This is a genomic window from Piscibacillus salipiscarius JCM 13188, from assembly GCF_001311865.1.
Taxonomy (GTDB): domain Bacteria; phylum Bacillota; class Bacilli; order Bacillales; family Alkalibacillaceae; genus Piscibacillus; species Piscibacillus salipiscarius.
Map to the genome: position 1 here is coordinate 1 of NZ_BBCD01000009.1, position 23,848 is coordinate 23,848.

The 23,848-nt window shown below is 37.4% G+C and carries 17 protein-coding genes, 9 pseudogenes and 1 other annotated feature; of the genes and pseudogenes, 9 read left to right on the forward strand and 17 right to left on the reverse strand.

Translation table 11 applies throughout. The features are described from left to right. Positions 1–9: 9 nt before the first annotated feature. A pseudogene (gene tyrS / locus JCM13188_RS07620) lies at positions 10–1,273 on the reverse strand (tyrosine--tRNA ligase). Positions 1,274–1,317: 44 nt separating this feature from the next. Continuing rightward, positions 1,318–1,516 (reverse strand) — a binding site (T-box leader). Positions 1,517–1,737: 221 nt separating this feature from the next. On the opposite strand from tyrS, the gene JCM13188_RS07625 reads away from it, so the two are divergent. The 7 genes and pseudogenes from JCM13188_RS07625 to JCM13188_RS07655 all read left to right on the forward strand — a co-directional run bounded on the left by JCM13188_RS07625 (position 1,738) and on the right by JCM13188_RS07655 (position 7,386). Further along, positions 1,738–2,580 carry a transglycosylase domain-containing protein gene (locus tag JCM13188_RS07625; protein ID WP_054753240.1) on the forward strand — a complete coding sequence of 281 codons (843 nt, stop codon included), beginning with the start codon at positions 1,738–1,740 and terminating at the stop codon, positions 2,578–2,580. A 32-nt stretch (positions 2,581–2,612) separates the two neighbouring features. Further along, positions 2,613–4,079, forward strand: a complete 1,467-nt coding sequence (locus JCM13188_RS07630) for a transglycosylase domain-containing protein (RefSeq protein WP_054753241.1) — start codon at positions 2,613–2,615, stop codon at positions 4,077–4,079. A gap of 44 nt (positions 4,080–4,123) precedes the next feature. Beyond that, positions 4,124–4,531 carry a hypothetical protein gene (locus tag JCM13188_RS07635; RefSeq protein WP_054753243.1) on the forward strand — a complete coding sequence of 136 codons (408 nt, stop codon included), beginning with the start codon at positions 4,124–4,126 and terminating at the stop codon, positions 4,529–4,531. A gap of 8 nt (positions 4,532–4,539) precedes the next feature. Beyond that, entirely contained in the window at positions 4,540–4,731 is a 192-nt protein-coding gene (locus tag JCM13188_RS07640) for a hypothetical protein (RefSeq protein ID WP_279401544.1), read from the forward strand. 192 nt (positions 4,732–4,923) lie between these two features. Continuing rightward, positions 4,924–5,562, forward strand: coding sequence for a GNAT family N-acetyltransferase (locus JCM13188_RS07645; RefSeq protein ID WP_054753248.1), 639 nt, complete (start codon positions 4,924–4,926; stop codon positions 5,560–5,562). Positions 5,563–5,576: 14 nt separating this feature from the next. Further along, positions 5,577–6,215: pseudogene (locus JCM13188_RS07650) on the forward strand (acetoin utilization AcuB family protein); the annotation flags it as partial. A gap of 6 nt (positions 6,216–6,221) precedes the next feature. Then, positions 6,222–7,386: pseudogene (locus JCM13188_RS07655) on the forward strand (acetoin utilization protein AcuC). A gap of 3 nt (positions 7,387–7,389) precedes the next feature. Here JCM13188_RS07655 and JCM13188_RS07660 read toward each other — a convergent pair. From JCM13188_RS07660 to JCM13188_RS07690, 7 genes and pseudogenes are all read right to left on the reverse strand, one after another. Beyond that, positions 7,390–8,177, reverse strand: a pseudogene (locus JCM13188_RS07660) (MBL fold metallo-hydrolase). 129 nt (positions 8,178–8,306) lie between these two features. Further along, positions 8,307–9,026, reverse strand: coding sequence for a hypothetical protein (locus JCM13188_RS07665; protein WP_054753250.1), 720 nt, complete (start codon positions 9,024–9,026; stop codon positions 8,307–8,309). Continuing rightward, positions 9,019–9,450, reverse strand: coding sequence for a hypothetical protein (locus JCM13188_RS07670; protein ID WP_054753252.1), 432 nt, complete (start codon positions 9,448–9,450; stop codon positions 9,019–9,021). The genes JCM13188_RS07665 and JCM13188_RS07670 overlap by 8 nt, the downstream gene beginning before the upstream one ends. Positions 9,451–9,885: 435 nt before the next feature. Beyond that, a complete protein-coding gene (gene motS / locus JCM13188_RS07675) occupies positions 9,886–10,602 on the reverse strand; it encodes a flagellar motor protein MotS (RefSeq protein WP_369404888.1) in 717 nt (238 codons plus the stop codon). Beyond that, positions 10,592–11,399, reverse strand: a pseudogene (gene motP / locus JCM13188_RS07680) (flagellar motor protein MotP). The gene motS and the pseudogene motP overlap by 11 nt, the downstream one beginning before the upstream one ends. A gap of 68 nt (positions 11,400–11,467) precedes the next feature. Further along, positions 11,468–12,468: pseudogene (gene ccpA / locus JCM13188_RS07685) on the reverse strand (catabolite control protein A). Positions 12,469–12,859: 391 nt separating this feature from the next. Beyond that, positions 12,860–13,920, reverse strand: a pseudogene (locus JCM13188_RS07690) (bifunctional 3-deoxy-7-phosphoheptulonate synthase/chorismate mutase). A gap of 130 nt (positions 13,921–14,050) precedes the next feature. Between JCM13188_RS07690 and JCM13188_RS07695 the strand changes: the two are divergent. Next, positions 14,051–16,216, forward strand: a complete 2,166-nt coding sequence (locus tag JCM13188_RS07695; protein WP_369404889.1) for a cell division protein FtsA — start codon at positions 14,051–14,053, stop codon at positions 16,214–16,216. Between the two features lie 35 nt (positions 16,217–16,251). On the opposite strand, the gene JCM13188_RS21770 is transcribed toward JCM13188_RS07695, so the two are convergent. The 3 genes from JCM13188_RS21770 to JCM13188_RS07710 are packed head-to-tail and all read right to left on the reverse strand — an operon-like array spanning position 16,252 to position 17,626. Then, entirely contained in the window at positions 16,252–16,689 is a 438-nt protein-coding gene (locus JCM13188_RS21770) for a monothiol bacilliredoxin BrxC family protein (protein ID WP_054753254.1), read from the reverse strand. A gap of 53 nt (positions 16,690–16,742) precedes the next feature. After that, positions 16,743–17,189 carry a YtxH domain-containing protein gene (locus JCM13188_RS07705; RefSeq protein WP_054753256.1) on the reverse strand — a complete coding sequence of 149 codons (447 nt, stop codon included), beginning with the start codon at positions 17,187–17,189 and terminating at the stop codon, positions 16,743–16,745. Between the two features lie 23 nt (positions 17,190–17,212). Further along, positions 17,213–17,626, reverse strand: coding sequence for a DUF948 domain-containing protein (locus JCM13188_RS07710; protein WP_369404890.1), 414 nt, complete (start codon positions 17,624–17,626; stop codon positions 17,213–17,215). Positions 17,627–17,755: 129 nt separating this feature from the next. On the opposite strand from JCM13188_RS07710, the pseudogene JCM13188_RS07715 reads away from it, so the two are divergent. Continuing rightward, a pseudogene (locus tag JCM13188_RS07715) lies at positions 17,756–18,865 on the forward strand (aminopeptidase); the annotation flags it as partial. Positions 18,866–19,051: 186 nt separating this feature from the next. On the opposite strand, the gene JCM13188_RS07720 reads toward JCM13188_RS07715, so the two are convergent. From JCM13188_RS07720 to JCM13188_RS07740, 6 genes and pseudogenes are all read right to left on the reverse strand, one after another. Beyond that, on the reverse strand, positions 19,052–19,471 hold the full coding sequence (locus tag JCM13188_RS07720; protein ID WP_369404899.1) for a GNAT family N-acetyltransferase: 420 nt from the start codon (positions 19,469–19,471) through the stop codon (positions 19,052–19,054). 129 nt (positions 19,472–19,600) lie between these two features. Further along, positions 19,601–19,741, reverse strand: coding sequence for a hypothetical protein (locus JCM13188_RS21775; protein ID WP_279401545.1), 141 nt, complete (start codon positions 19,739–19,741; stop codon positions 19,601–19,603). An 11-nt stretch (positions 19,742–19,752) separates the two neighbouring features. Next, on the reverse strand, positions 19,753–20,949 hold the full coding sequence (locus tag JCM13188_RS07725) for a UDP-N-acetylmuramate--L-alanine ligase (RefSeq protein ID WP_279401546.1): 1,197 nt from the start codon (positions 20,947–20,949) through the stop codon (positions 19,753–19,755). A 198-nt stretch (positions 20,950–21,147) separates the two neighbouring features. Next, positions 21,148–22,221 carry a nicotinate phosphoribosyltransferase gene (locus JCM13188_RS07730; RefSeq protein ID WP_369404891.1) on the reverse strand — a complete coding sequence of 358 codons (1,074 nt, stop codon included), beginning with the start codon at positions 22,219–22,221 and terminating at the stop codon, positions 21,148–21,150. 107 nt (positions 22,222–22,328) lie between these two features. After that, entirely contained in the window at positions 22,329–22,937 is a 609-nt protein-coding gene (gene ytpR, locus JCM13188_RS07735) for a YtpR family tRNA-binding protein (RefSeq protein WP_054753262.1), read from the reverse strand. Positions 22,938–22,943: 6 nt separating this feature from the next. After that, positions 22,944–23,752, reverse strand: a pseudogene (locus JCM13188_RS07740) (DUF1444 domain-containing protein). Between the last annotated feature and the right edge of the window lie 96 nt (positions 23,753–23,848).

Below are 23,848 nucleotides of genomic sequence, written 5' to 3' on the forward strand. Positions count from 1 at the left end.
TTTTTACTATTAATGCCTAATTAAGAAATACTTTTTCTTCCCTCTTCTAATCACTGTAAACGCATCGTCTAATTTATCTTTATGATCTAAGACGTAACTTGCATCTTGCTCACGCTCACCGTTAATATAGATCGCTCCATTTTTATATCTTCACGCGCTTGTCGTTTTGATGAAGAAATGTTCGCTTCTACTAATAAATCAACAAGTCCTTTTTCTTCTTCCTCAAGAGCGTAAGAAGGTACATCTTTAAATCCTGCTTCTATATCAGATTTATTTAATGCTTTGATATCCCCTTTAAACAGAGCATTTGAGATTTTGATTGCTTGATTAAGTGCCTCTTCACCGTGAACAAGTTTTGTCATCTCTTCTGCTAGACGTTTTGAGCTGCCCTCTCCTCTGGTCGTGCTTGAACTTCACCTTCTAATTCTTTTATGTCATCTAATGATAAAAACGTAAAGTATTTTAAGAACTTAATGACATCACGATCATCGGCATTTAACCAGAACTGATAAAATTCGTATGGTGACGTTTTCTCAGGATCTAACCAAATAGCGCCTCCTGCAGTTTTACCAAATTTAGAACCATCAGCTTTCGTGATTAACGGAATAGTTAAACCAAATGCTTTAGCCTCTTCCCCTTCTTCACTTTTACGTCTAATGAACTCTAAGCCAGCTGTGATATTACCCCACTGGTCACTACCACCTATTTGTAGCGTACAGTTTTGTTCTTGGTTTAGCTTATAGAAGTCTAATGATTGTAGTAGCATGTAAGAGAACTCGGTAAACGAAATACCATTTTCGATTCTGGACTCAACTGAATCTTTTGCCAACATATAATTTACGCTGAAATGCTTACCCACATCACGAAGAAGCTCAATAACAGACATCTCTTTAAGCCAGTCAAGATTGTTAACCGCAATGGCACCCTTCTTTTCATCTTCAAAATCAAGAAAGTTAGCTAATTGATTTTTTAAACTATTACTGTAGTGTTCAACAACGCTTGCTTCATTGAGCTGTCTTTCTTCATTCCTTCCACTAGGGTCACCAATCATTCCCGTTCCACCACCTACTAAAGCGATGGGCTGGTGTCCTGCTTCTTGGAAACGCTTAAGCATGATCACAGGCAATAGATGACCTATGTGCAGGCTATCGGCAGTTGGATCAAAACCACAATATAACGACACTCTATTTTCATTTAGGTGTTTCTCAAGCCCTTCTTCATCTGTTATTTGATTCACTAATCCACGTGCTTTTAATTCTTCTAAAAATTTCATCATGGCACCTCCGAAAGATATAAATAAAAAATCCCACGCCCCAAAATAGGGACGAAGGATTCGCGTTACCACCCTAGTTGTAGCTTTTCGCTACCACTTCATTGTCATATCGGCCAATTATAACCGCTCAAAATGAGACGCTCCAAGTCGTAATTCAATGCTATACCGTATGCTAATTCTCACCAACCATCAGCTCTCTGAAATATTGGGCATAGATCTACTTCAACTATTCGTAGCGTATTAATTCATTCATTTGTATTATGAAATATTTTTACCACAACTTTTAAAAAAAATGCAATAAAAAAATCTATTATTCAAGAATAGGATGAACGCCAAGATTATGCTATAATAGATTTGAATTTTTAGGAGGTTCGGTTCATGAATAATAAATGGCTATCAGTCTTTCAACAAGGTAAATTCGTAACCACGACTCGAATTACTTTAGACGTTTATGGAATATATTATTGTTCTTTATATTATTAGGTGCAATCCTAGCATTTTTCTTAGGAGGCCTTGGTGTCGGTTACTTTGCCTCTTTAACAGAAGATGTTGAGATTAGTGACAAACAAACAATGGAGAAACAAATTTACAACTATTCACAAACATCTCATATATATTTTGCAAATAATGTACATATGGGTGAGATGAGAAGTGATTTACACCGTGAAGAAGTTAAGCTGAAAAATGTATCAGAACATGTTAAAAACGCGATTAAAGCAACAGAAGATGAATATTTCAACACACATAATGGTGTAGTGCCAAAAGCGATTTTTCGTGCACTATTTCAAGAATTCGGTAACACGGCAAACCAATCAGGTGGTAGTACATTAACACAGCAATTAATTAAATCTCAAATTCTAACAAATGAAGTCTCATTTGAACGTAAGGCTAAAGAGATTTTAATTGCACTCCGTCTAGAGAAGTTCTTTGATAAAGATGAAATTTTTGAAGCATACTTGAACATTGTCCCATTTGGCCGTGATTCTTCAGGACGTAATATTGCTGGGATTCAAGCCGCTGCACAAGGGTTATTTGATGTAAATGCGAAAGAATTAAACGTCGCTCAAGCTGCTTATATTGCTGGACTTCCTCAAAGTCCTTTCGCTTATACGCCATTTGATAATGGTGGTAAGGTAAAATCAAAAGAAGGATTAAAAGATGGTTTAGAGCGTCAACGCCACGTTTTAAGTCGTATGCACGAAGAAGGGTTTATCAATAAAAAAACTTATGAAAAAGCTTTAAAATATGATGTGATTGGGAATCTAACAGACAAAAAGAATCAACTATTTCTGATTATCCATTCTTAACTATAGAAATCGAACGTAGAGCAACTGACCGTATGACCAAGGTGCTAGCTGAAGAAGAAGGTTATACAATGGAAGAATTAGAAGAAAACGATAAATTACTAGAACAGTTTAAAATAAAAGCTGAAAGAGCTTTAAGACAAAACGGATATGAAATTCACACGACCATTAATAAGAAAATCTATAAACGTTTTCAGGATGTGACAAAGGATTACGCTTACTTTGCTCCAACAAAAACTGTGACAAGATATGATAAAAACGGTGATCCTATAGATGTTAAAATGCCTGTAGAAGCTGGGGCCATGCTAAAAAATAATAAAACAGGCGCAATTATTGCCTTTGTAGGTGGCCGAAATTACGAGCATAGTAAGATTAATCACGTATTTTACCACACTAGACCAAACGGTAGTACGATGAAAACATTATACGGTTACGCACCTGCTATAGATATGGGGATTATAAGCCCAGGTTCTCCCCTAGCCGACGTAAAATTCGGACCAGAATTATCCGCACAATATGATGGTAATTGGAGTCCTACAAACTATATCACAGGTTCTTACAGTGGATTAGTGAGTGCTAGGGAAGCTTTAAGAGACTCTGATAATATACCTGCAGCAAGGTTAGCTCATGATCTAACCAGAAGAAAAGGACGTCAAAATGAACTTTCAAACTATTTAACTAAAATGGGATTCGATAGCGAGCAATTCCCCCCTGGAAGAATGGTGACACCACTTGTGCTCGGTTCGGATTATGTCACATTAGAGGATACGACAAATGGTTATTCTACCTTGGCTAATGGAGGAAAATTTAAAGATTCATTTATGATAGAAAAAATTACAGATGGCGAAGGGAATCTAGTATTTGAACATAAAGCCGAAGAAACTAAAGTGTTCTCGCCACAAACGGCTTATTTAACAACAGATATTCTACGTGATGTAGTAACAAGTGGTACAGCAACGTATGCAAGAAGCAGGTTAAATAATCCTTATGTCGATTGGGCTGGTAAAACCGGTACATCTAACGATAAGATGGATGCATTATTTATAGGTTACAATCCAAATGTAACCTTAGGTACATGGATTGGTTACGATGAGTACGATGCTAATGGTGATGGAACCGTTTCTGCTTATGAAAGAGAGCGTGTCATGAATCTTGAGGCTGGATGTAGTGGCTGTATTGGATACAGTAGTCGTAATTTAGGATTCTGGGCTGAATTAGTTAATGCAGCAACTGAAGTAAAACCTAAGTTAATGGCACCAGATCAGCGACATCAAAGCCCTGGAGGTATTGTTTCTCGAAGCTACTGCCAATTATCTGGGTTATTACCTAGTAAAGAATGTCAGGAACTAGGATTAGTTAAAACTGACCTCTTCAATGTTAATCATGTTCCTACGAAAAAGATGATAGCGTCACAGAAGGTCAATATGTCAAAATTGATGACAAATACTATGAAGCCATTGACCGTACACCTGAAGAATTCGTTGAAGAAGGATATTTCTTAAGACCTGGATTCCTTGAGGAACAAGGTTGGAACGATATAGATGACATGAGTAAGTTAGTTCCAGATAACAAAGCCTTTGAAAACCTAATCGCTCCTGAAGATGGCAACCCTAAAAATAATGGCAATCCTAATCCACCAAAAGGTGTTCAAATGAATGGATCGAAATTGAATTGGAGTGAACGTGGCGGCGACGTAATTGGCTATAGAGTATATACGAAAGCAACGGAGGATGGCGAATTCCAACTGATTGAAAACACAAAAGAACCAGGCGTGAAAGTATCTCAAAATAGAATTTATGCTGTTAAATCCGTTGACTTTTATGGTAACGAATCCGACTTCTCTTCTTCCGTGACCTACGGTAAAATCGAAAAACCTGAAGAAGAGAAAAAGAAGAAGAAAAAGATAAGGAAAAGGATAAGAAAGAAAAAGACAAGAAAAAAGACAAAAAGATGACAAAGATAATGGCAATGGATCTGGAGACGGATCTGGCGATGGTTCAGGCTCTGGTGATGGCTCCGGTGATTCAAACGGTGGTTCTGAAGGCACTGGTGGTGACTCTGATGGAACTGGTGGAGACTCCAGTGGTGAATCAAGTGGATCTGATAGCTCCAACAACGATTCAGGAGATACTAATGGGAACTAAGTATTATTAATTTCCACTAAATTAAATACTTTGTATTTGTAAAACTAGTAAACATTTCGATTGCAACATATTTCATCCGTACCGCTTTAAATTTATAGCGCGTACGGATTTTCTTTTTTACAAACTATTTTGCTAAATCATTCCTCTCAATCATGTTATACTGTTGATAGAGAGACTAATAGGCTAACTAGGTGGTGACGAGTTGGAACATCCTAAAAATTATCATAAACAAGAAATAAACAAGAACGGCAAAACCATTATCGTAGAAGGCCCATTAAATTCTGAAGAACTTAGCAATTATTATTTTGATGAGGGACTCACAGCATTCAGACCACCTAAGAAACAATTTGAAGCCATTAAGTCAATTGCTGATTTCCCTGAGGGCCGTATCATGATTGCACGAGACGGAGATAAGATTGTTGGGTATGCGACTTACTTGCACCCAGACCCTTTAGAGAGATGGTCTGCTATCAAAATGGATGACCTTTTAGAGCTTGGTGCAATTGAAGTATCTAACGACTATCGAGGACTAGGTATTGGATCATCCATTTTAAAAGTGTCCATGCTGGATGAACAAATGGAAAATTACATTGTCATCACAACTGAATATTATTGGCATTGGGATATGGAATCTACTCGCTTAAATGTTTGGCAGTATCGTAAATTAATGGAGACGATGATGGGTTACGGAGGTTTAAAACCAATGACAACCGACGACCCTGAAATTATCTCTCACCCTGCGAACTGCTTGTTAGTACGAATTGGAAAAAATGTAACTGATGAATCAATCAAAACATTCGATTCATTAAGATTTATGGGACGAAATGATCTATTTATGTAAAAGAGGTGAAGCAGTTGTTAGTTGAAGAAATCATGAAAAAAGACGTCATCACCTTAGAACCTCACCATACAATTAAAGAAGCATTATCATTATTAAATGAACACCATATTCGCCACATTCCCATTGTTAATGAATATAACAGTGTTGTGGGGATCATTTCAGATCGTGATATTCGGGATGCAGCCCCTTCCACTTTAGAAAAAATTCAGAATGAAGACACATTAAACCACCAAGTCAGCTCCATCATGACAAGCCCAGTCATCACCGTTCATCCACTCGATTTCATTGAGGAAATTGCATCCATTTTCTATGAACATGAGATTGCTTGTGTTCCTGTTACGAAGGATAATCGCATTGTCGGAATCGTAACAGAAAAAGATTTACTATATACACTAATCCAGTTAACTGGTATTCATGAACAAAGCTCACAAGTTGAAGTTAAAGTTCCTAATAAAGCTGGCATGCTTCCAGAGATTACACAAATTATCGGTGAACGAAAAATTAATATTTCTTCTGTATTTATTTACCCATATGAACAAGATCGTTCGCAAAAGATTATTGTACTTAGAATTCAAACGATGAATCCTATGCCATTAATAGATGAACTAAAAAATAGAGGTTATGAAGTCTTGTGGCCTAACATACCGGGGGTTGTCTCCATGAGTTGTCATGCAGCGTTCATTTATACAGATAACTTTAACTCATACAAATTTCGTGAAGACCACCCTTTCGATCAGCAAAGGGTGACATTAACATATGACCTTTTAAAAGCTGCTGGTACATTAACTGATGAACAAATTATTCCGCCTAGAATGGCCACAGATCAGGAAATAGAAAGTGTTCATCATCCACGTTATGTTGATGCTGTTAAGCGAGCAGGAAAAGATCTGTTAACCGAAAGTGAAGGATTAGAATATGGCATAGGTACTGAAGATACACCTATTTTCCCGAATATGCATGAGGCAGCAGCTACTTTAGTCGGCGGTACGTTAACGGCTGTTGATGCGGTGCTCAAAGATGGATATGAGCATGCCGTTAATTTAGGAGGCGGACTACATCACGGTTTTATTCGTAAAGCCTCTGGTTTTGCATCTATAACGATGCAGCCATTGCGATAAAATATATTAGAGAACAAACTGATTATAAAGTTTTATATGTAGATACGGATGCCCATCATGGAGATGGGGTTCAGTGGATCTTTTATGATGATCCTAACGTTTGTACATTATCTATTCATGAAACTGGTCGTTATCTATTTCCAGGAACGGGAAACACGAATGAAAGAGGCCGATTAGAAGGCTATGGATATTCATTTAATATTCCATTAGACGCTTTTACTGAAGATGAATCGTTTTTAGAAGTTTATGAGCAAGCATTAAAAGAAATTGCGGAGTATTTTAGGCCTGATATGATCGTCACTCAAAATGGGTCTGATGCGCATGCTTACGACCCACTCACTCATTATGCAGTACGATGAAAACGTTTGAGGAGATTCCTAAGTTAGCTCATGAAATTGCTCATACGTACTGTGATGGTAGGTGGGTTGCACTGGGCGGCGGAGGCTATGACATGTGGCGAGTAGTTCCTCGTGCTTGGGGACAAGTCTGGAATATCGCGTCATCCTCTAAACCAATGACTGGAAACCTCCCGCAAACTTGGTTAGATCAGTGGCAGGAAAAAAGCCCTGTTACATTACCAAGTCATTGGCATGACGAAGAAGGTATCTATCGTGAAATTCCTCGTAAACCAGAGATAACAGAGAAAAATAAACTGTCCTTAAATAAGAGCATACAGTTTATTACCAATCAACAGAAATACATGTAATGCCTATCGAGCTTGATAGGCATTTTCTTTTGCTTCGTGATTAATGACTGATTCCACGATATGTAAGGAGTCCCACTCTCCTAATGATAGTTTTGTAATTGGATATTTTCTTGGAAATAATATCTGGTTAATTTCATCTGAACTTCTTCCCTCATGATATAAATGAAGAATTCGATCTTGAAGCTCAGTCAAATGATTTAATTTAGTTTTTAAAGAATGGTACCCATCACTTAAGTGCCCCGCATGATTGCAAAACACTTCTTTAAAATCATAGGTTAATATTTTTTGAAGGGATTCGATTGTGTCAGGAATATGTTCTTCTTGCAATATAACTTTTACCTTTTCATTAACAAATATATCCCCTGTAAATAATTGACCTGTTTCATTATTTAGAAATGATAGATGATCTCTAGAATGGCCAGGTGTTTTAATTACATTCCACGTAGCTCTCTTTGATGTAAACGAATCTCCGATTGGATTTGCAATAAAAGGCTTTCGTTTTCCCCAGAAAAACTTTCGATACCATGGATAGTCTGCCTTCGTTTTGCAGCTTTCAATCATTCCTTGATTCATATAAAGTGGTACGCCTAAAGTTTTCTGCAAATAGGAGGCATTCCCTGTGTGGTCTTCATGATAATGAGTAATCACAACCTGTTCGATATTCAATTGGTTAAAGAACGGTTTAAAGTATGACTCAAGTGATTTGGCGCCAGTATCAATTAAAACTCCATCTATAAAAAGCTATGGACATTTAAATTCACACCTCGAAATGACAACAGACCATTCCCCATTTGAACACCATTGATTTCCTTTGTTCAAAACGTTTTTAAAAACATAACCTCTCCCCTCCCCTTCCTCCAACTAATTTTCGACAAAAAAAGCGTTAACCCTTTTACAGATCAACGCCTTCTTAAATCTAATTATTCTAATTCTGATTCATCAATCAGAACAACAAATTGAGTTTCCATTCCACCATTTGAGAATGTACTACCATTAATATTCTCTGGGAAAATTCGATCCCCTTCTTCATTGTATGGAATCCACGCAAACTGTACGCCCATTCTATGGAATATATTAAACTCATTAGGTTCTGATACGGTGTTTTTCATTTGAGTTAAAAATGAGCTCCAAGCCATAGGTAATTTCATCGATCCATATGATGTCTCTGCAATATTGACGTCATTTTTTAGTTGAATTTGTGGCCAGTAACGATGCTTTTCCCCTGATATGTGATAATTGCGATCACGCGTCAAATAAAAGCTTGCATAACTTAATGGTTGTTTCGGATTCATATTCCATACGATGTGGTAGGTAGATGGGTCGTCTGGTTCTACCTTCCACACAATAGGGTCTCCCGAGGTGGAAATACGAATTGGCCTCCACTTTCGTCTTTCCCACTTCCAATAACTTGCACCGTAGACGTTTTGTTTTGATATAAATGGAATATATGCATGTTCATCATCAAGCATGATGGTCTCCTGAATTGTCTTAACGTTAGCTTCTCGGTAGAAATCATTCATTTCTGCTATTAATTGCTCATCAGATGGAAGGGACTCTGGTGAAGAGAACCAGTACCAATAAACTAATGCAGCAATGATTAAAATAGTTAAGCTAACCATGATCATTCTATATTTATTCATCGGCCCCCTCCTTTAAAAGGGATTCATTAGAACGGAAATAATATTGACGATCCTTAGTCGTTACTAGAATTCCTTTCCCATCTCGTTCCAAATAGATCACGCCATTAAATCCGCTACCACTTTTGGGAGAGGTATTGGTTAGAACATAAGGAAAACGTTCTTCAATTTCATGATTTTCTTTACGAACCGTCATGTCCCTATACCATTGTTCACTTTTTATCTCTTGTTGTTCCAATTGTTCTAATTGATTGGCCACATGAATTAGTTCTACTTCTTTACCAGATGGATGAATCGATACTACTTGAGCTTCCTCTGCATCCGTTATAAAGGTTGAAAGCTCATCACTCGGATAAAAGAATTTTGTATAGGTGAGGCTAGCAATGTTGAAATAATGAAAATAAATAAAGCTAAAAACCCTAACCAAGCATAAGGTTGATAAGTCTTCCAGTAATCATTTATATTATTTAGAATTAGAAATAAAGCCCCTAACCCTATCGGAATTACTGGAATACTAATCTTTGTTTCGAAAATGATATATTCAAATGTAAATGAAATCATACCGATCAGCAATACAATGAACGCCTTCCAAACTTTTGGTGTATTCTCTTGTTTTCTATATAAAACTACAAAAGAATTAAAATAACACACCACGCTATAACATCTAGGGTGATTGAGACTGCTCCTGAACTCCCCATTAATTAACTTCCTTTTAAGTTTATTTAATTCCAATGTAAAGTTTACCATGAAATAATGTTGAATAATACAGTCAAAAAAGTTGCCCCCCAATTAAACCATAGGAGCAACTTTCTATGTTTATTAATTTTTTCAAGGATAATAATTTCAACGCGTCGGTTTTTCTTCATATTTTATTTGAATCATTGGATACAATAGGCTTTGTATCTGCATATCCAGCAATCTGGAATCGGCTCTTACCAAGCTCTTGTTCTTCCACAAAGTAACGAACAACACTACTCGCTCTTGCGCCGCTCAATTCCCAGTTTGAAGGAAAACGACTAGTCTTAATCGGCCTTGGATCCGTGTGACCTTCCACCTTGACTAAATTCGGTATATTTTCAAGTAGGGTCGCAACTTTATTGAGTAATGGCAGAGCGTCACCTATTAATTGAGCTTCACCAGATTCAAATAATACATTTTCTTGTAGAACCAGCACAACACCTTCATCCGTTCGTGTTGCCGAAATAACGTCAGATAAGCCTTCATTTCGTATGTATTCTTCGATTTGCTGTAGCAACTTCTCTAACTCATCAATTTGCTTTTCAAAATCATCACTTGCTATAGGTTCAGGCTGCTGAAGTTCTGTGATGTTTTCAGATTCTTTTTCATCTTCCTTAACATCACTTGACCTTTCAAGTTCAACAGGCGATGGATAATAATCGAAAATCACCCGTTGTTGGTACGATTCTGTTACGGTTTTTAGTTTTTCAGCATCAATTTGTGACATAGAGAATAGTAGAATGAAAAACACTAATATAAGTGTAACCATATCCGAATAAGTAACCATCCATAACGGTGCCTGCTTACCCTGCTTCTTTTTCCGTTTACGATTAAGATTCATTGGCCGTCTCTCCAATGACTTCCTCTTCTATTACCTCTTCGTCTTCTTTCAACTCTTCATTAGATAAAAATGCACTTAATTTTTCTTCTAGTATTTTAGGATTTTGACCAGATTGTACACCAATAACCCCTTCTATTATGACCTGTTTCATAAATACTTCTTCTTCAGTCATATTGTTCAGCTTACCTGAGATTGGAATAAATACTAGATTAGCTAGAACCATACCGTAAAATGTTGTTAATAATGCTACAGCCATGCTAGGCCCAATCGTTTCAGGTGATGTTAAGTTATTAAGCATCAACACAAGTCCGATTAGCGTCCCGATCATCCCCCAAGAAGGAGCATACTCCCCTGCCTTTTCGATGATGGAACGTCCCTTACCATGTCTTTCTTCCATTGCTGTAATCTCAGCATTCATAATATCGTTAATGACTTCTGGTTCAATGCCATCAATAGCTAAGTAAACACCTTTTTTTAATAAATTCATCATCTAGTTCTTCAAGTTCACTTTCTAATGCTAAAAGCCCTTCACGTCTTGCCTTTTCAGACAAATGAATAAATAGCTGAATGAGCTCTTTTAAATTGTGGTCAGATTTACTAAACGCTTCTTTAAAAACTTTCCCTGTTAATTTAATTTCTTTCATATTAAAGTTAATCATTAAAGCGCCGAATAAACCACCAATCACGATAATGAATGATGATAATTGTAAAAACGTCGAAAACCCATCTAAACCACTATTAAAATAAATCCCAACAAGAATCATTGTCGAACCGAGCGCTATGCCAATCGGTGTCATTATATCTCTTTTTCATTAACCTCTCACCCTATTGTAGAAAATTGTCTATATCTATATTATCGGATGGATTAATGATTTGTTGAGCTTCTTTTTATAATTCGATGCGGAAGTACGACTTGATCTTCACTGACTTCTTCATTCTTAAGAAGTTTCGTTAATAAACGCATCGATACAGCACCAATATCGTACATTGGCTGTACAACAGTTGTTAATTCTGGTCGTACCATGACAGATAGTCTTGTGTTATCAAAACCGACGACTGATAAATCATCAGGGATTTTCAACCCTTTGTCCTGTGCACCATGAACAACACCTAATGCCATTTCATCTGAAGAAGTCATAATGGCACTTGGAGCTTCATCTAAACCTAAGAAATAATCGGCCGCTTTAAGTCCAGATTGATACGTATCATCACCCTCATATATTAAGTGATTTGGAACTTCAAGTTGCTGCTTTTCTAGTTTGTCTTTAAACCCTTGAATTTTAGATTGTTCAATGGTTGAGCGTGAATGATTGGCCACATATCCTATAGTCTGGTGCCCGCCTTCTTCAATTAAATGGTGCACGGCATCTTGGATCGCAGTATAATAATCAATGTTAACTGATGGAATCTCATTCGATTCATCAACTGTAGCTGCTAACACGACTGGAATATTTGAGTTTTTAAAGGCTTTGACATGGTCTTCCGAAACAGAACCACCCATAAAAATAACACCGTCTACTTGTTTTTCTAACATGTTATCAAACAAATCTAATTCACGGTTTAAGTTTTGATCCGAACTACTTAAAATAATATGATACTTATACATAGTGGCGATATCTTCAATCCCACGCGCTAATTCAGCAAAAAACATATTCGATATGTCAGGAATAATAACCCCAACAGAAGTTGTTTTACGACTTGCAAGTCCTCTTGCGACCGCATTTGGTCTAAATCCCAATTCATCAATGGCAGCTAACACTTTCTTTCTTGTGGTAGGTTTAACGTTTGTATTACCATTGATCACCCTTGATACAGTGGCCATGGACACGTTTGCTTTTTCGCTACATCATAAATTGTTACACTCATTGAAATCCCTCGCTTCGCACCGTTATTCTTTAATAGTTATACACCTATGCTATTATAGATACTTGTTCAGTCTTGTCTAGCGCAAGGTGCCCAACCACTGGGTGACTTCCCGTCTAAACCTACGATAAGTCAACATCGATTCGCGATGCTCATCGTGTTTCCTTTATCTCAGTTCAGTCGGTCCAGCGACGAACTGGACGTTCTAGTGCCGACGTTGGCCATAGGACGTGGCCGGTTTTAGTCGGCTCACTGCGTGGTTAAACGGGCGTCCTGCGCTTTTCCTAATAGCATACGACATTCTAAAAATTCTATCAACATAAGCATGCCGTTTACCTTAAACTGTTCTTTTTCTTTCACAAAATAAACAGAAATACTATGACTAGTATTCCTGTTATTGACGTAGCTCATTAATAAATGAATGGAAGGTAGGTAAATCCATTTGTTGTTGTGAATCAGATAAAGCTGTTGCAGGATCTGGGTGAACCTCGGCCATGACACCATCTGCGCCAATTGTTAATGCCGCTTTTGCAGCAGGTAATAACAGATCACGACGCCCAGTCGAGTGCGTTACATCCACGAAGACTGGTAAATGTGTTTCCTTTTTTTAAAATCGGAACAGCTGTAATATCAAGCGTGTTTCGAGTCGCTGTTTCATAAGTACGAATGCCGCGTTCACATAAAATAATTTGTTCATTGCCTTGAGAAATGATATATTCAGCAGCATTAATGAATTCATTAATGGTAGCTGCTAACCCTCTTTTTAGAAAGATTGGCTTACTAGCTCGTCCTGCTTCTTTTAATAATTCAAAGTTATGCATGTTTCTGGCGCCAATTTGAATCACATCGACATAATCGTGCGCAAGTTCAATATCATTTGGATTCACAATTTCACTAACTGTCTTAAGTCCATGCTTGTCACCGACTTCTTTTAAAATTTTAAGCCCTTCAACTCCTAGACCTTGGAAGTCATAAGGAGATGTGCGTGGTTTAAATGCACCTCCGCGTAATAAGCTTAACCCTTCTTTTTAATCGCTTCAGCCACCGCATCCACTTGTTCATAGGATTCCACTGAGCACGACCGAAAACAAATTCTCTATGTCCATTTCCAATTTGAATGTTTTCACCAATATTTACAACCGTATCTGTCGGTTTTTTCTGCCTTGATACCAATAGGGCGTTTAACTGATCTTCTTCAATTAATTCTTTTGCCGCCTTAAAGATTTCCTTAAATAGGTGTTCAATAGTTGAGTATTCAAAATGCCCATCATGATTTTTTAAGATTAAATCTAACATTTCTCTTTCTCTAATTGGGTCAAAGACGTTTATTCCTTGTTCAGTCTTAATATCACCAATTTGTTTAATCAGTTCTCCTCTGCGATTAATTAAATCTAATAGACGCAAATTGACTTGGTCAACTTCTTTTCTTAATTCATCTAATCGGTTCGCGCTCATGATGAATCCTCCCCTAGTTTTGTGAAATCTATTTTTATGGTACATTAACTTTAACTAATTATTCTTCCTAGTATTATAAATGACCAGAAGTCAGTTGTCATTTAATCCATCATAAAGGGGTCTAATCATGATGAGTCAAAAACTATTTGCTTTGGATATCGGCACAAGAAGTGTCATTGGGATCATGTTAGAACAAACAAATGGTCAATATAACGTTCTAGATTTAGTTGCGGAAGAACATGAAGAGCGTTCCATGTTAGACGGTCAAATACATAATATAGTTAAAGTCTCAGATGTCATATCGAGTGTTAAATCAAAATTAGAAGCTAAACACGGGCCATTATCAAAAGTTTGTGTGGCAGCTGCAGGAAGAGCCTTAAAGACAAAGCGCGCCGCTTATGAAACGTCTATTTTGGAAAAACCGCTAATGACACCCGAAGACATCCTCCACTTAGAATTAACAGCCGTACAACAAGCCCAATACGAACTAGCTGAAGAAGAAGATACTGATGATATGACCAATTATTATTGTGTTGGTTACTCTGTTTTACATTACTATTTAGATGGTTCTGAGATTGGATCCTTAGTTGATCAGCAAGGGGATACGGCAAAAGTAGAAATAATCGCTACGTTTCTACCAAAAGTTGTAGTCGATTCCCTCCTTTCGGCTTTAAAACGGGCAGATTTAGAAATGGATGCGTTAACGCTTGAACCTATTGCTGCAATTCAAGTTTTAATCCCAAAATCAATGAGACGACTAAATGTAGCGCTCGTTGATATCGGGGCAGGTACAAGTGATATTGCCATCACAAACGAAGGAACAGTTACCGCTTACGGCATGGTACCTAAAGCCGGCGACGAAATAACTGAATCTGTTAGCGAGAAATTTTTACTAGATTTTAACCGCGCAGAAGATGTTAAAAGGAAATTAATGAATCAACAAGCCGTTCAGTTCGAAGATATATTAGGAATACAGCATGAAGTCGACTATTCTGACGTGGTTAAGGAGATTAACGATTCAGTTGAACAACTGGCGCGATCAATTAGTGATGAAATTTTAACACTTAATCAAAAGCCACCTCAAGCCGTCATGTTAGTCGGTGGTGGTAGTCTAACACCAGAATTACCTAGGAAATTATCGGAACATTTAAGTTTACCGGAAAACAGAGTCGCCATTAGAGGAATTGATGCCATTCAAAACTTAACGGAAAAGGAAGATTTGCCTAATAGCCCTGAATATATTACACCTATTGGCATTGCCATTGCGGCGAAGCAAAACCCAGTTAAGTATATTAGTGTGACGGTAAACAAACGGACGATTCGATTGTTTGATTTAAAACAATTAACCATTGGTGATTGCTTACTAGCAGCTGGGATAAAGCTCAATAAGCTATACGGTAAACCAGGGATGGCTGTCATGGTGGACTTGAATGGAAAGAGCATGACTCTACCAGGAACTCATGGCAGTGGTCCAGTCATTAAAATTAATGGGCGTGAAGCATCCGTTCAAGAACCAATTCAACATAATGATGAGCTTGAGGTTCTTAAAGGTGAAGATGGTGTCACACCTGATTATACGGTGGAGGATTTGCTAGGAACGATACCTGAATTAACCGTTCGGATTAATAATGAAACATACTACCTTCCTATGTTAGTAAAGGTAAATGGTGAAACTATTCCTAATCATTACGTGGTATCTGATGGCGACAAAATCTTGTGGGATTCAAAGAGTTCTCTAGAACATGTTCTAAAACAAATTGGCAAAGGCAATTTAGTTGCCAAACATCACGCTTTCAAAGTTCGGGTTAACCATGAAGAAAAGGTTTTATTTAAACAAATGGTTGAAGTGAAACGAAATGGACAAGTACTTAAACTATCAGATGAAGTGAAAAATCAGGATCAGTTAGACGTCATTCATCACGAATTTATTACGATTGAAAAATTATTAAATACAACAATTCATGAAGTGGAACAGTCCATTACGGTACAGTTTAACGGAAAACCTGTTCAATTAACAAAGCAACTCGCATCAGTTTACCGTAATGGTGAAAAATGCGATCTCGATTCGTTAGTTTATCCTAATGATCACATCATTCTCGAACAGCAAGAACATGCGTCCTTTATATTTCAGGATATTTTTAACCATATCGAACTTGACTTAGATCAACTGAAAGGCGCTCGCTTCAAGTTATGGAAAACAATCAAGAAGCAGGGTTTATCGATGACATTCAAGATGGCGACCAGTTGTCTATTGAGTTCAGACAAACATCGCAAAAAGTTAATAATGATCATTTAGAACCGGGGAATATATACTTCAAGTTGAGAAAATTTTCAAGAAAGTAGGGAATAAAACGCCCAAAGCGGGGAATAAATCTTCACTAGTAGCGAAAAAAACCTTGTAAGTGGAGAATAAATTATAATTAAAGGTGCGTCCCTAATTGGACGCACCTTTTTACTTCGTGACTTCTTCCATTTTACTGCGAGTAATGTGCCAATGTGATGTATGGTATTCCACTTGTCCGTTTTTAATATAGAAGACTTGAGGAGATTCATGCTTAATCCCGAAAATACAGACACATAATTAGATAACTCACGGTAATTTTGAATAGGTATGATATAGGTTGGCACCTCATTTGCTGATTTAAAATCTTCAATCTGTGACTTAGCCTCACCACTTATTGGACAGGTTAAGGAATGTTTTAGCAAAACGAATTGATCTTGCTGCTCTATAACTCCTTTGAATTCTTCCACTGACGTTAATTCTTTCATGGATGACACTCCTTTTATCATACAAAAGGTTGTCGGGCCTCCCCAACAACCTTTTAAGAATTAATAATTTTTTGAACGGCTTCTTCATAAGCTTGATCCGCTTCTAAACGCTCAAGCTCTTCAGCTGCTTCTTCAATTGCCTCTGCAACTTCTAAAGCTTCTTTATTTTCTTTGTTGAACTTCTCTTCTTTGAACTGGTTCACACGTTCTTGAAGCTCACCTGTTTTATCTTTTACACGATCAGATAACTCGCGGCTTCTATCTTGTAATTGAGTAGACCATTCTGTCCCTTTTTCATAAGCGACATCTTTCCACTCACCTGCACGTTCACGAACCGTTTGCGCTCCAGTGTTTAGATCCTCTCTCATTTCACGGCCTGATTTAGGTGCAAATAGTAACGCAACAGAAGCTCCGACGATACCACCAATTAATGATCCGATTAAAAAATCCTTACTGTTAATGTTCTCTTGATTGTTTTGAACGTCTTTCTCGTTTGTCATAATCAATTCCTCCTCTTTAATAATTACTTATCTTTGTACTTCTTCCAAAGATGAATCGCTGCTTCTCCCCATTTAATGGTTTGGGTAGTTTTTTCAGCATGTTCATTTGCTTGTGATTTCAACTCATCTGATAATTTCTGCAACGACTCATTAAAATCCTGCACAGTGTAACCAATTCCTTTAACCCCATCGAATAAGATATTCACCTTTTCTGTTTTCTCAGAGATATCTTCTGCAAGGTGGTTGGTTTTCTTTAATAATTCCGTTGTTTCATGGGTAAGACCTTGCATTTGCTTTTCAATACCCTCTACTGTGTTCGCTACGTGATGAAACGTTTTACGTACCGAAATAAGCGTATAGGAAATATAAACAACGAGTATTAAAAAGGCTACTGCTGCAATCAAAGCTGAGATATGTAGCAGATTCAAAATTCTCACAACCTTCCTATATCTTCTTTATTCTAATCTATACCCGAATTGGTCCTGTGTCAAACAACCTTTTTCTCATTTAAGATTGAAATATGATAAAATATTCATATAAGTTAAATAATAAAGGTAGGGATACATATGAGAGATCCAAGAATCGAAAAACTAGCCGATTTATTAGTCAATTATTCTGTTGATTTACAAAAAGATGAAAAGTTATTAATTGAAAACACAGGACTTCAACAGGAATTAGTATCTGCAATTATTGAAAAAGCATACGAAGCTGGAGGTCAACCTTTTGTTGAATTAAAAGACCCCAAAGTCATGCGCTCTCTCTTAAAAGGAGCAAAAGAAGAGCAGCTTAAAGCCTGGGAAAAATACGAAGCAACGGTTATGGAAGACATGGATGCTTACATAGCAATTCGCTCAGGCGACAATATTAACGAACTTTCTGATGTGCCTAATGAAAACAATAAGCTGTTCGGACAAACAGTTGGGCGCGTTCACCGTAATATTCGAGTACCTAATACAAAATGGTGCGTGTTAAGATATCCAAATGAATCAATGGCTCAGCTTGCAAGTCTGAGTACAGAGGCATTCGAAGACTTTTATTTTAATGTCTGTACACTCGATTATGCAAAAATGGACAAGGCCATGGATGCACTTGTTAAGAAAATGGAACAAACGAATGAAGTGCATATTAAAGGTCCAGGAACGGATCTTAAATTCTCAATCAAAGATATTCCAAAAATCAAGTGTGCTGGTCAAATGAATATTCCAGATGGTGAAGTTTACACAGCACCTGTAAAAGACTCTGTAAATGGTACCCTTACTTATAATACACCATCACCATATCAAGGATTTACGTTTGAAAATGTTCAGTTAACATTCGAAAACGGAAAAATCGTCGATGCGAAAGCAAATGATACGGACCGCATTAACGAAGTAATCAACTCTGACGAAGGTGCTCGTTACATTGGTGAGTTCGCAATTGGCATTAATCCTTATATTTTACATCCAATGAAAGACATTTTATTCGATGAAAAAATCGACGGAAGCTTCCACTTTACTCCTGGCCAAGCCTATGACAATGCCTATAATGGCAATGATTCATCCATTCACTGGGATATGGTTTGCATTCAGCGTGAAGATTACGGCGGAGGCGAAATGTATTTTGATGGCGAGCTAGTTCGTAAAGATGGGCGTTTCGTCATTCCTGAATTAGAAGGGTTAAATCCTGAACAATTAAAATATTGGTTAAAAGGCTGCCTTAAGTTTACGGGCAGCCTTTTAAATACACAACATCCCATCCTGGTTTGTCTGATTTTGTCGAAACGGACCTTTCTCATCAGTTTATGAGACGTTTTGCGCAATTAATGGGACCATTTTTTTTAAAATTGAGACTTTCAAACCTAATATGTGAGACATTTCTTCTTTTTATGAGACATTTAATGACTTGCGGAAAATATATAATTCCCCTTTTCGTCCCATCATCCTTTGTCCAGAATCGACAAAGCCGCCTTTCAGGTATACCTGCTGAGCGACTGTATTCTTCTTATTAACAGCTAAAATTATTTCATCTTTATCAGGGAAATGTTCTTTCACAAAATCCTCCAACTCGAATAGCGACTGTTTCGCAATCCCGTTTCCTTGAAATTTTGCATTGATTGAATAACTTCTTATCAGTAAAGCATTGGTATTGTTGCTATAACGCTGAACGCCTTCCCATCCGTGCAGGATAAAAAAGCCTGCAGGTTGACCATTATATAAAATGACAATCGGATGTCGCGATGGATCTTCCTGAAATTGCTTTAAAGCATCTAAAGCTTTAGAAGCGTAACGATTTGTTCTTCTGATAAATGATAATCACTTAATCCAGCGCGATGCTTGTCTTGATAACGTTCAAGTGTAACAGTGCTTATCTTAGACATATGTAAAATCCTCCGTCAACAGCAATAAACCAGGAGCGACTGCCCCTGGTTATGTTTATGCTAATTCCTTAAACTCTTCTTCATATTTTTGAATATCGCCTGCTCCCATGAATAGTAGAACGCTGTTACCATGCTGCTTCAAAATCGTTGTTTCACCTTCATGTAGAAGCTCAGCACCTTCGATTTTATCTTTCAAATGATCAATCGTTAAATTACCCGATTTTTCCCGAGCGGATGCGAAGATGTCACATAAATAGATGTGATCTGCTTTAGATAAGCTATCCGCAAACTCATCGATAAATTGTTTCGTTCTAGTAAATGTGTGTGGTTGGAAAACAGCCACAACGTCTTTTCAGGATATTTTTTACGAGCCGAATCGATGGTTGCTTCGATTTCTTTCGGATGGTGCGCGTAATCATCGATTAAAATCTGCCCATCTTGCCATTCCGTTTCAGTAAAACGACGCTTCACTCCAGGGAATGATTTTAAGTGACTAATCTGCTGAGCAGAAAAACTTTCATACTGCATGAGTGCAATAACGCTTAGTGCATTTAACACGCTATGATTACCGTACTGCGGAATCGTAAACGTGTCATAAAACGTACTTCTCACATATACATCAAAAGTCGTTCCTTCTTCTGACTCTTTTACATGTTTCGCTTGAAAATCATTGCCTTCAGTGAATCCGTAGTAAACAACCGGCACTTTAGCCTGAATTTGTTGTAAATATTCATCATCACCACAAGCGATAATTCCTTTTTCTACATTCATAGCCATGGACTGAAATGCATCAAATACATCTTCCACACTTCTAAAGTAATCTGGGTGATCAAAATCGATGTTTGTCATAATGGCATAATCCGGTTTATAAGCTAGGAAATGTCTTCTGTATTCGCATGCTTCAAAAACAAAGTACTGACTCTCGGGATGGCCATGACCCGTTCCGTCGCCAATTAAGTAAGAAGTTGGTACATTATGTTTGAGCGTGTGTGCTAATAAGCCAGTTGTGGATGTTTTACCATGAGCACCTGTGACAGCAATACTCGTATAACGAGTCAACCATTCACCTAAAAATTCATGATACCTATAAAAATCTAGCCCTAATTCCTTCGCTTTAACAATCTCATCGTGTTCGTCATTAAAAGCGTTACCTGCAATAATGGTTAAATCTTCTGTAATATTAGCCTGATCAAACGGTAATATTTTAATATTTTTCTCTCTTAGTGCATCTTCAGTGAATATATGTTTTTCTATATCTGAACCTTGTACGTGTTCTCCAGAATCATGAAGAATTTGTGCTAAAGCACTCATTCCAGTTCCTTTTATTCCAATAAATGGTAAGTCGGCATGAATCGAACCTCCGCTTAAGTCATCCTGTGTATAATATATGCATAATGATTTCATTTTGCTTTTATACATTATAGCAGAAAACAGCTATAAATACATTAATCTTCGAACTCGTAATCGAATTTTAAAACTGTTATCAGAAATCATTACCCTAAAAACATTTAATAAAAACCAAATGTCCGTATATTATATTAATTCGAACGTCACTTGGTACTTTTGGCCTTCTAACATTAAAAAGATTGACTGCAAAAGCAATCAATCTTTATTAACTGGATAATCAACTTTTTCTAATCTTGGGTTTAAATTAAAGCGGCGACCTTCTTTAGCTTCATCTTTACCGTTTAATTTTACATTATCACCAGTGAATCCAATTTTAACTTTCAATAAATTACTGCCGACTCCGTACATATCAACAGGTACATTCATTTCTTCAAAGCGTTTAATTTTATCTTCATTAAATCCACCACTGGCCATGATGTTAACATGATTAAATCCTTCTTTGTCTAATGCATCTCTAAGCGCAAAGATCAGTTCAGGATTGACTCCCCTCGGGTCAAAAGAGCCCATAATTTCAGGGTTTCTAAAGAAGTAGTGATCGACCATGTTTTTAGACGTATCAATTCGCACGCCTTTTAGCTCATCGCCAAACTCATGGGCGACTTTTAAAGCATCAGTAATGACATCATTGTTGTAATCAACTAGAGCGATTAAGTCATCTTCAGGGAATGTTTCTTTATAAGCTTTAGTTGCCTTAACAATATCTCCTTGGAACATTTGAATAAGGGCATGCGGCATCGTGCCCATTCCTTGCTTACCCCACCACTCATTCATTGCGTGAGTTGCCTGGGCTGTTGACCCGCCAATAAAAGCAGCATATCCGTCACCAGCTTGCTGAGTATAGTGATCGTCCCGGTCACCCATGAAAATAACAGGCTTATCACGCCCGCTAGACTTCGCAGCTGTTACAACCTTATAGACGTTTGTTGCAACAGATGTACGTCTACCTAAAATCCCGTCAATAATGCCTTCTAGATAGCCAAAATTTTGATACGGTCCTGTCACAGTTAGCACAGATTCATACGGACTTATTTTATCCCCATCTTGTAAAGAGTGGATTTCTAGTTCTTCTGGATGGTCAGCAAACGTATGTAATAATGCGATCGCTTCGTCTGTACCGCACAGTACGGCATCTTTCTTTTGGAAAAATTGCATGGTAACAACATTATCTCTTAAATGCTCTTCCACTATTTTCTTCGTCTTTAAGAAGTAAACCGCAGAAAACCAGCCTTCACCAATACGTTCATCAAATTTAAATGTTTCATTGGTCAAACGCTTAATTTCACCTTTTGTTTTAATGTAAATTCTTTCATCGTATATCCCTCAAATCTTCGTGAGATTTAGGGGGCGTCTTTCTCGTAGACAGCCACCTTATATTTTTATTTAAGCATATATATTAATGGTGCTCCGACTTCATAGTCGTCACTTAAAACTAAAATGCCTTTTTTCTCACTCGCATTTGGCAGGTTAAGTTCTTTAGCTGAACAAATCATTCCACTTGATGCTACCCCGCGTAAGCTCGAGTCTTTAATAAGCATACCAGTTGGCATCATGGCACCAACTTTAGCAACAACGACTTTCTGTCCTGCCTCTACATTTGGTGCACCGCAAACAATTTGAAGTTCTTCATCACCAACATCTACCTGGCATACATTTAATTTGGTTGCATCTTCGTGTGGCGCCATCTCTTTTACATAACCAACTACAAATTTAGGCGTTAGATCTATATTTAATTCATCTTGAACATCATTTTTCTCAAAGACACTTTTAACATCATTGACGAGTTCTTCTGTCGCTTCAAGGGGCCCGTTACCAGTTAAAGATAAATAATTTGAGACATTAAAAATATTATAGCCGACAATTTGGCCATCTTCATCTAAAAGTTTGACTACATCACCAATGGTCTCATGAGTAACCTCTGATTCTTTTTGATTTAAAGTGATGATTAAGACATCGCCAATGCCTTGTTTATTATAGACAAATTGCATGGTCCACTACTCCTTATCTTTTGGTTTATTTTGAGCTAATATAAAGATCGGTTCTAATGTTTTATTTTCATAAATAAACGGTAAGGAAGTAATCGGTATTTGCCCTTCAGCAAAGAATTGCATCATCATTTGGGCTAAGATGTCATACCCCGTTTATTTTTGACATCAACAAAGATGAGCACATCTTGGTGAGGGACACCAACGGCTAGTTCGCCTTCGGTTTTACCAGCCATCTCTTCAAGTAACGCTTCATTTAGAATACGGCTAGCATCATATCCGTCTTTTGATGATAGGAAATAGAACGTGTTACCAGCAACCTCATCAGACTTCATGTCTGTGTTAAGTCTGCGGACATTAAACATCGCAACTTCCTTCACGCGTTCCTCTTCCCAATTTTCTTGTTTTAACATTTTCGCATCAATTAATCTATAGGATTTACCAAGGTCTACTGCATAATAAATACGCGTTTCTGCCGTATGGTCACTGTAGATTAATCGCTCACCGCTATTAGATTCTTTAGGAAAAGAACCCGAACGAATAACAGGGAAAATATTCGCTTCTTTTCCTTCCAATGTCTGTTCTTCATTCATGATCTTAAGCGCTTCTTTAATGTGCTGCTCAAGCTCATCTAAAGCTTCTTCTTGGCGATTTTCATATTTTGAAATCACCCCTGGTAACGAAATTGTTACACCTTGCTTGGAATCTTTCCATTCAACTCGAAATGTATCTTCATCACGATCAAAGTGCGTCTGCCACTCATCGTGTTTAAAACGTTCCTCTAGTTTACGTTTCATTTTAATCGAAGTCATTTTCATCGTTCTTCGCCTCCTTTTCGAAAGCCACACTAGCCATTATTTTACCATTTTATGAATGAATAAAAAGCATGACCCCTTCTATGGTCATGCTAACAT

Bases quoted from the DNA above. Each gene is read 5' to 3' on its own strand.
- JCM13188_RS07630 (WP_054753241.1), top strand. From the start codon at position 2,613: ATGACCAAGGTGCTAGCTGAAGAAGAAGGTTATACAATGGAAGAATTA.
- JCM13188_RS07635 (WP_054753243.1), top strand. From the start codon at position 4,124: ATGAGTAAGTTAGTTCCAGATAACAAAGCCTTTGAAAACCTAATCGCT.
- JCM13188_RS07640 (WP_279401544.1), top strand. From the start codon at position 4,540: ATGGCAATGGATCTGGAGACGGATCTGGCGATGGTTCAGGCTCTGGTG.
- JCM13188_RS07665 (WP_054753250.1), bottom strand. From the start codon at position 9,026: ATGAATAAATATAGAATGATCATGGTTAGCTTAACTATTTTAATCATT.
- motS (WP_369404888.1), bottom strand. From the start codon at position 10,602: ATGAATCTTAATCGTAAACGGAAAAAGAAGCAGGGTAAGCAGGCACCG.
- JCM13188_RS07695 (WP_369404889.1), top strand. From the start codon at position 14,051: ATGAGTCAAAAACTATTTGCTTTGGATATCGGCACAAGAAGTGTCATT.
- JCM13188_RS21770 (WP_054753254.1), bottom strand. From the start codon at position 16,689: ATGAAAGAATTAACGTCAGTGGAAGAATTCAAAGGAGTTATAGAGCAG.
- JCM13188_RS07705 (WP_054753256.1), bottom strand. From the start codon at position 17,189: ATGACAAACGAGAAAGACGTTCAAAACAATCAAGAGAACATTAACAGT.
- JCM13188_RS07725 (WP_279401546.1), bottom strand. From the start codon at position 20,949: ATGAAATCATTATGCATATATTATACACAGGATGACTTAAGCGGAGGT.
- ytpR (WP_054753262.1), bottom strand. From the start codon at position 22,937: ATGCAATTTGTCTATAATAAACAAGGCATTGGCGATGTCTTAATCATC.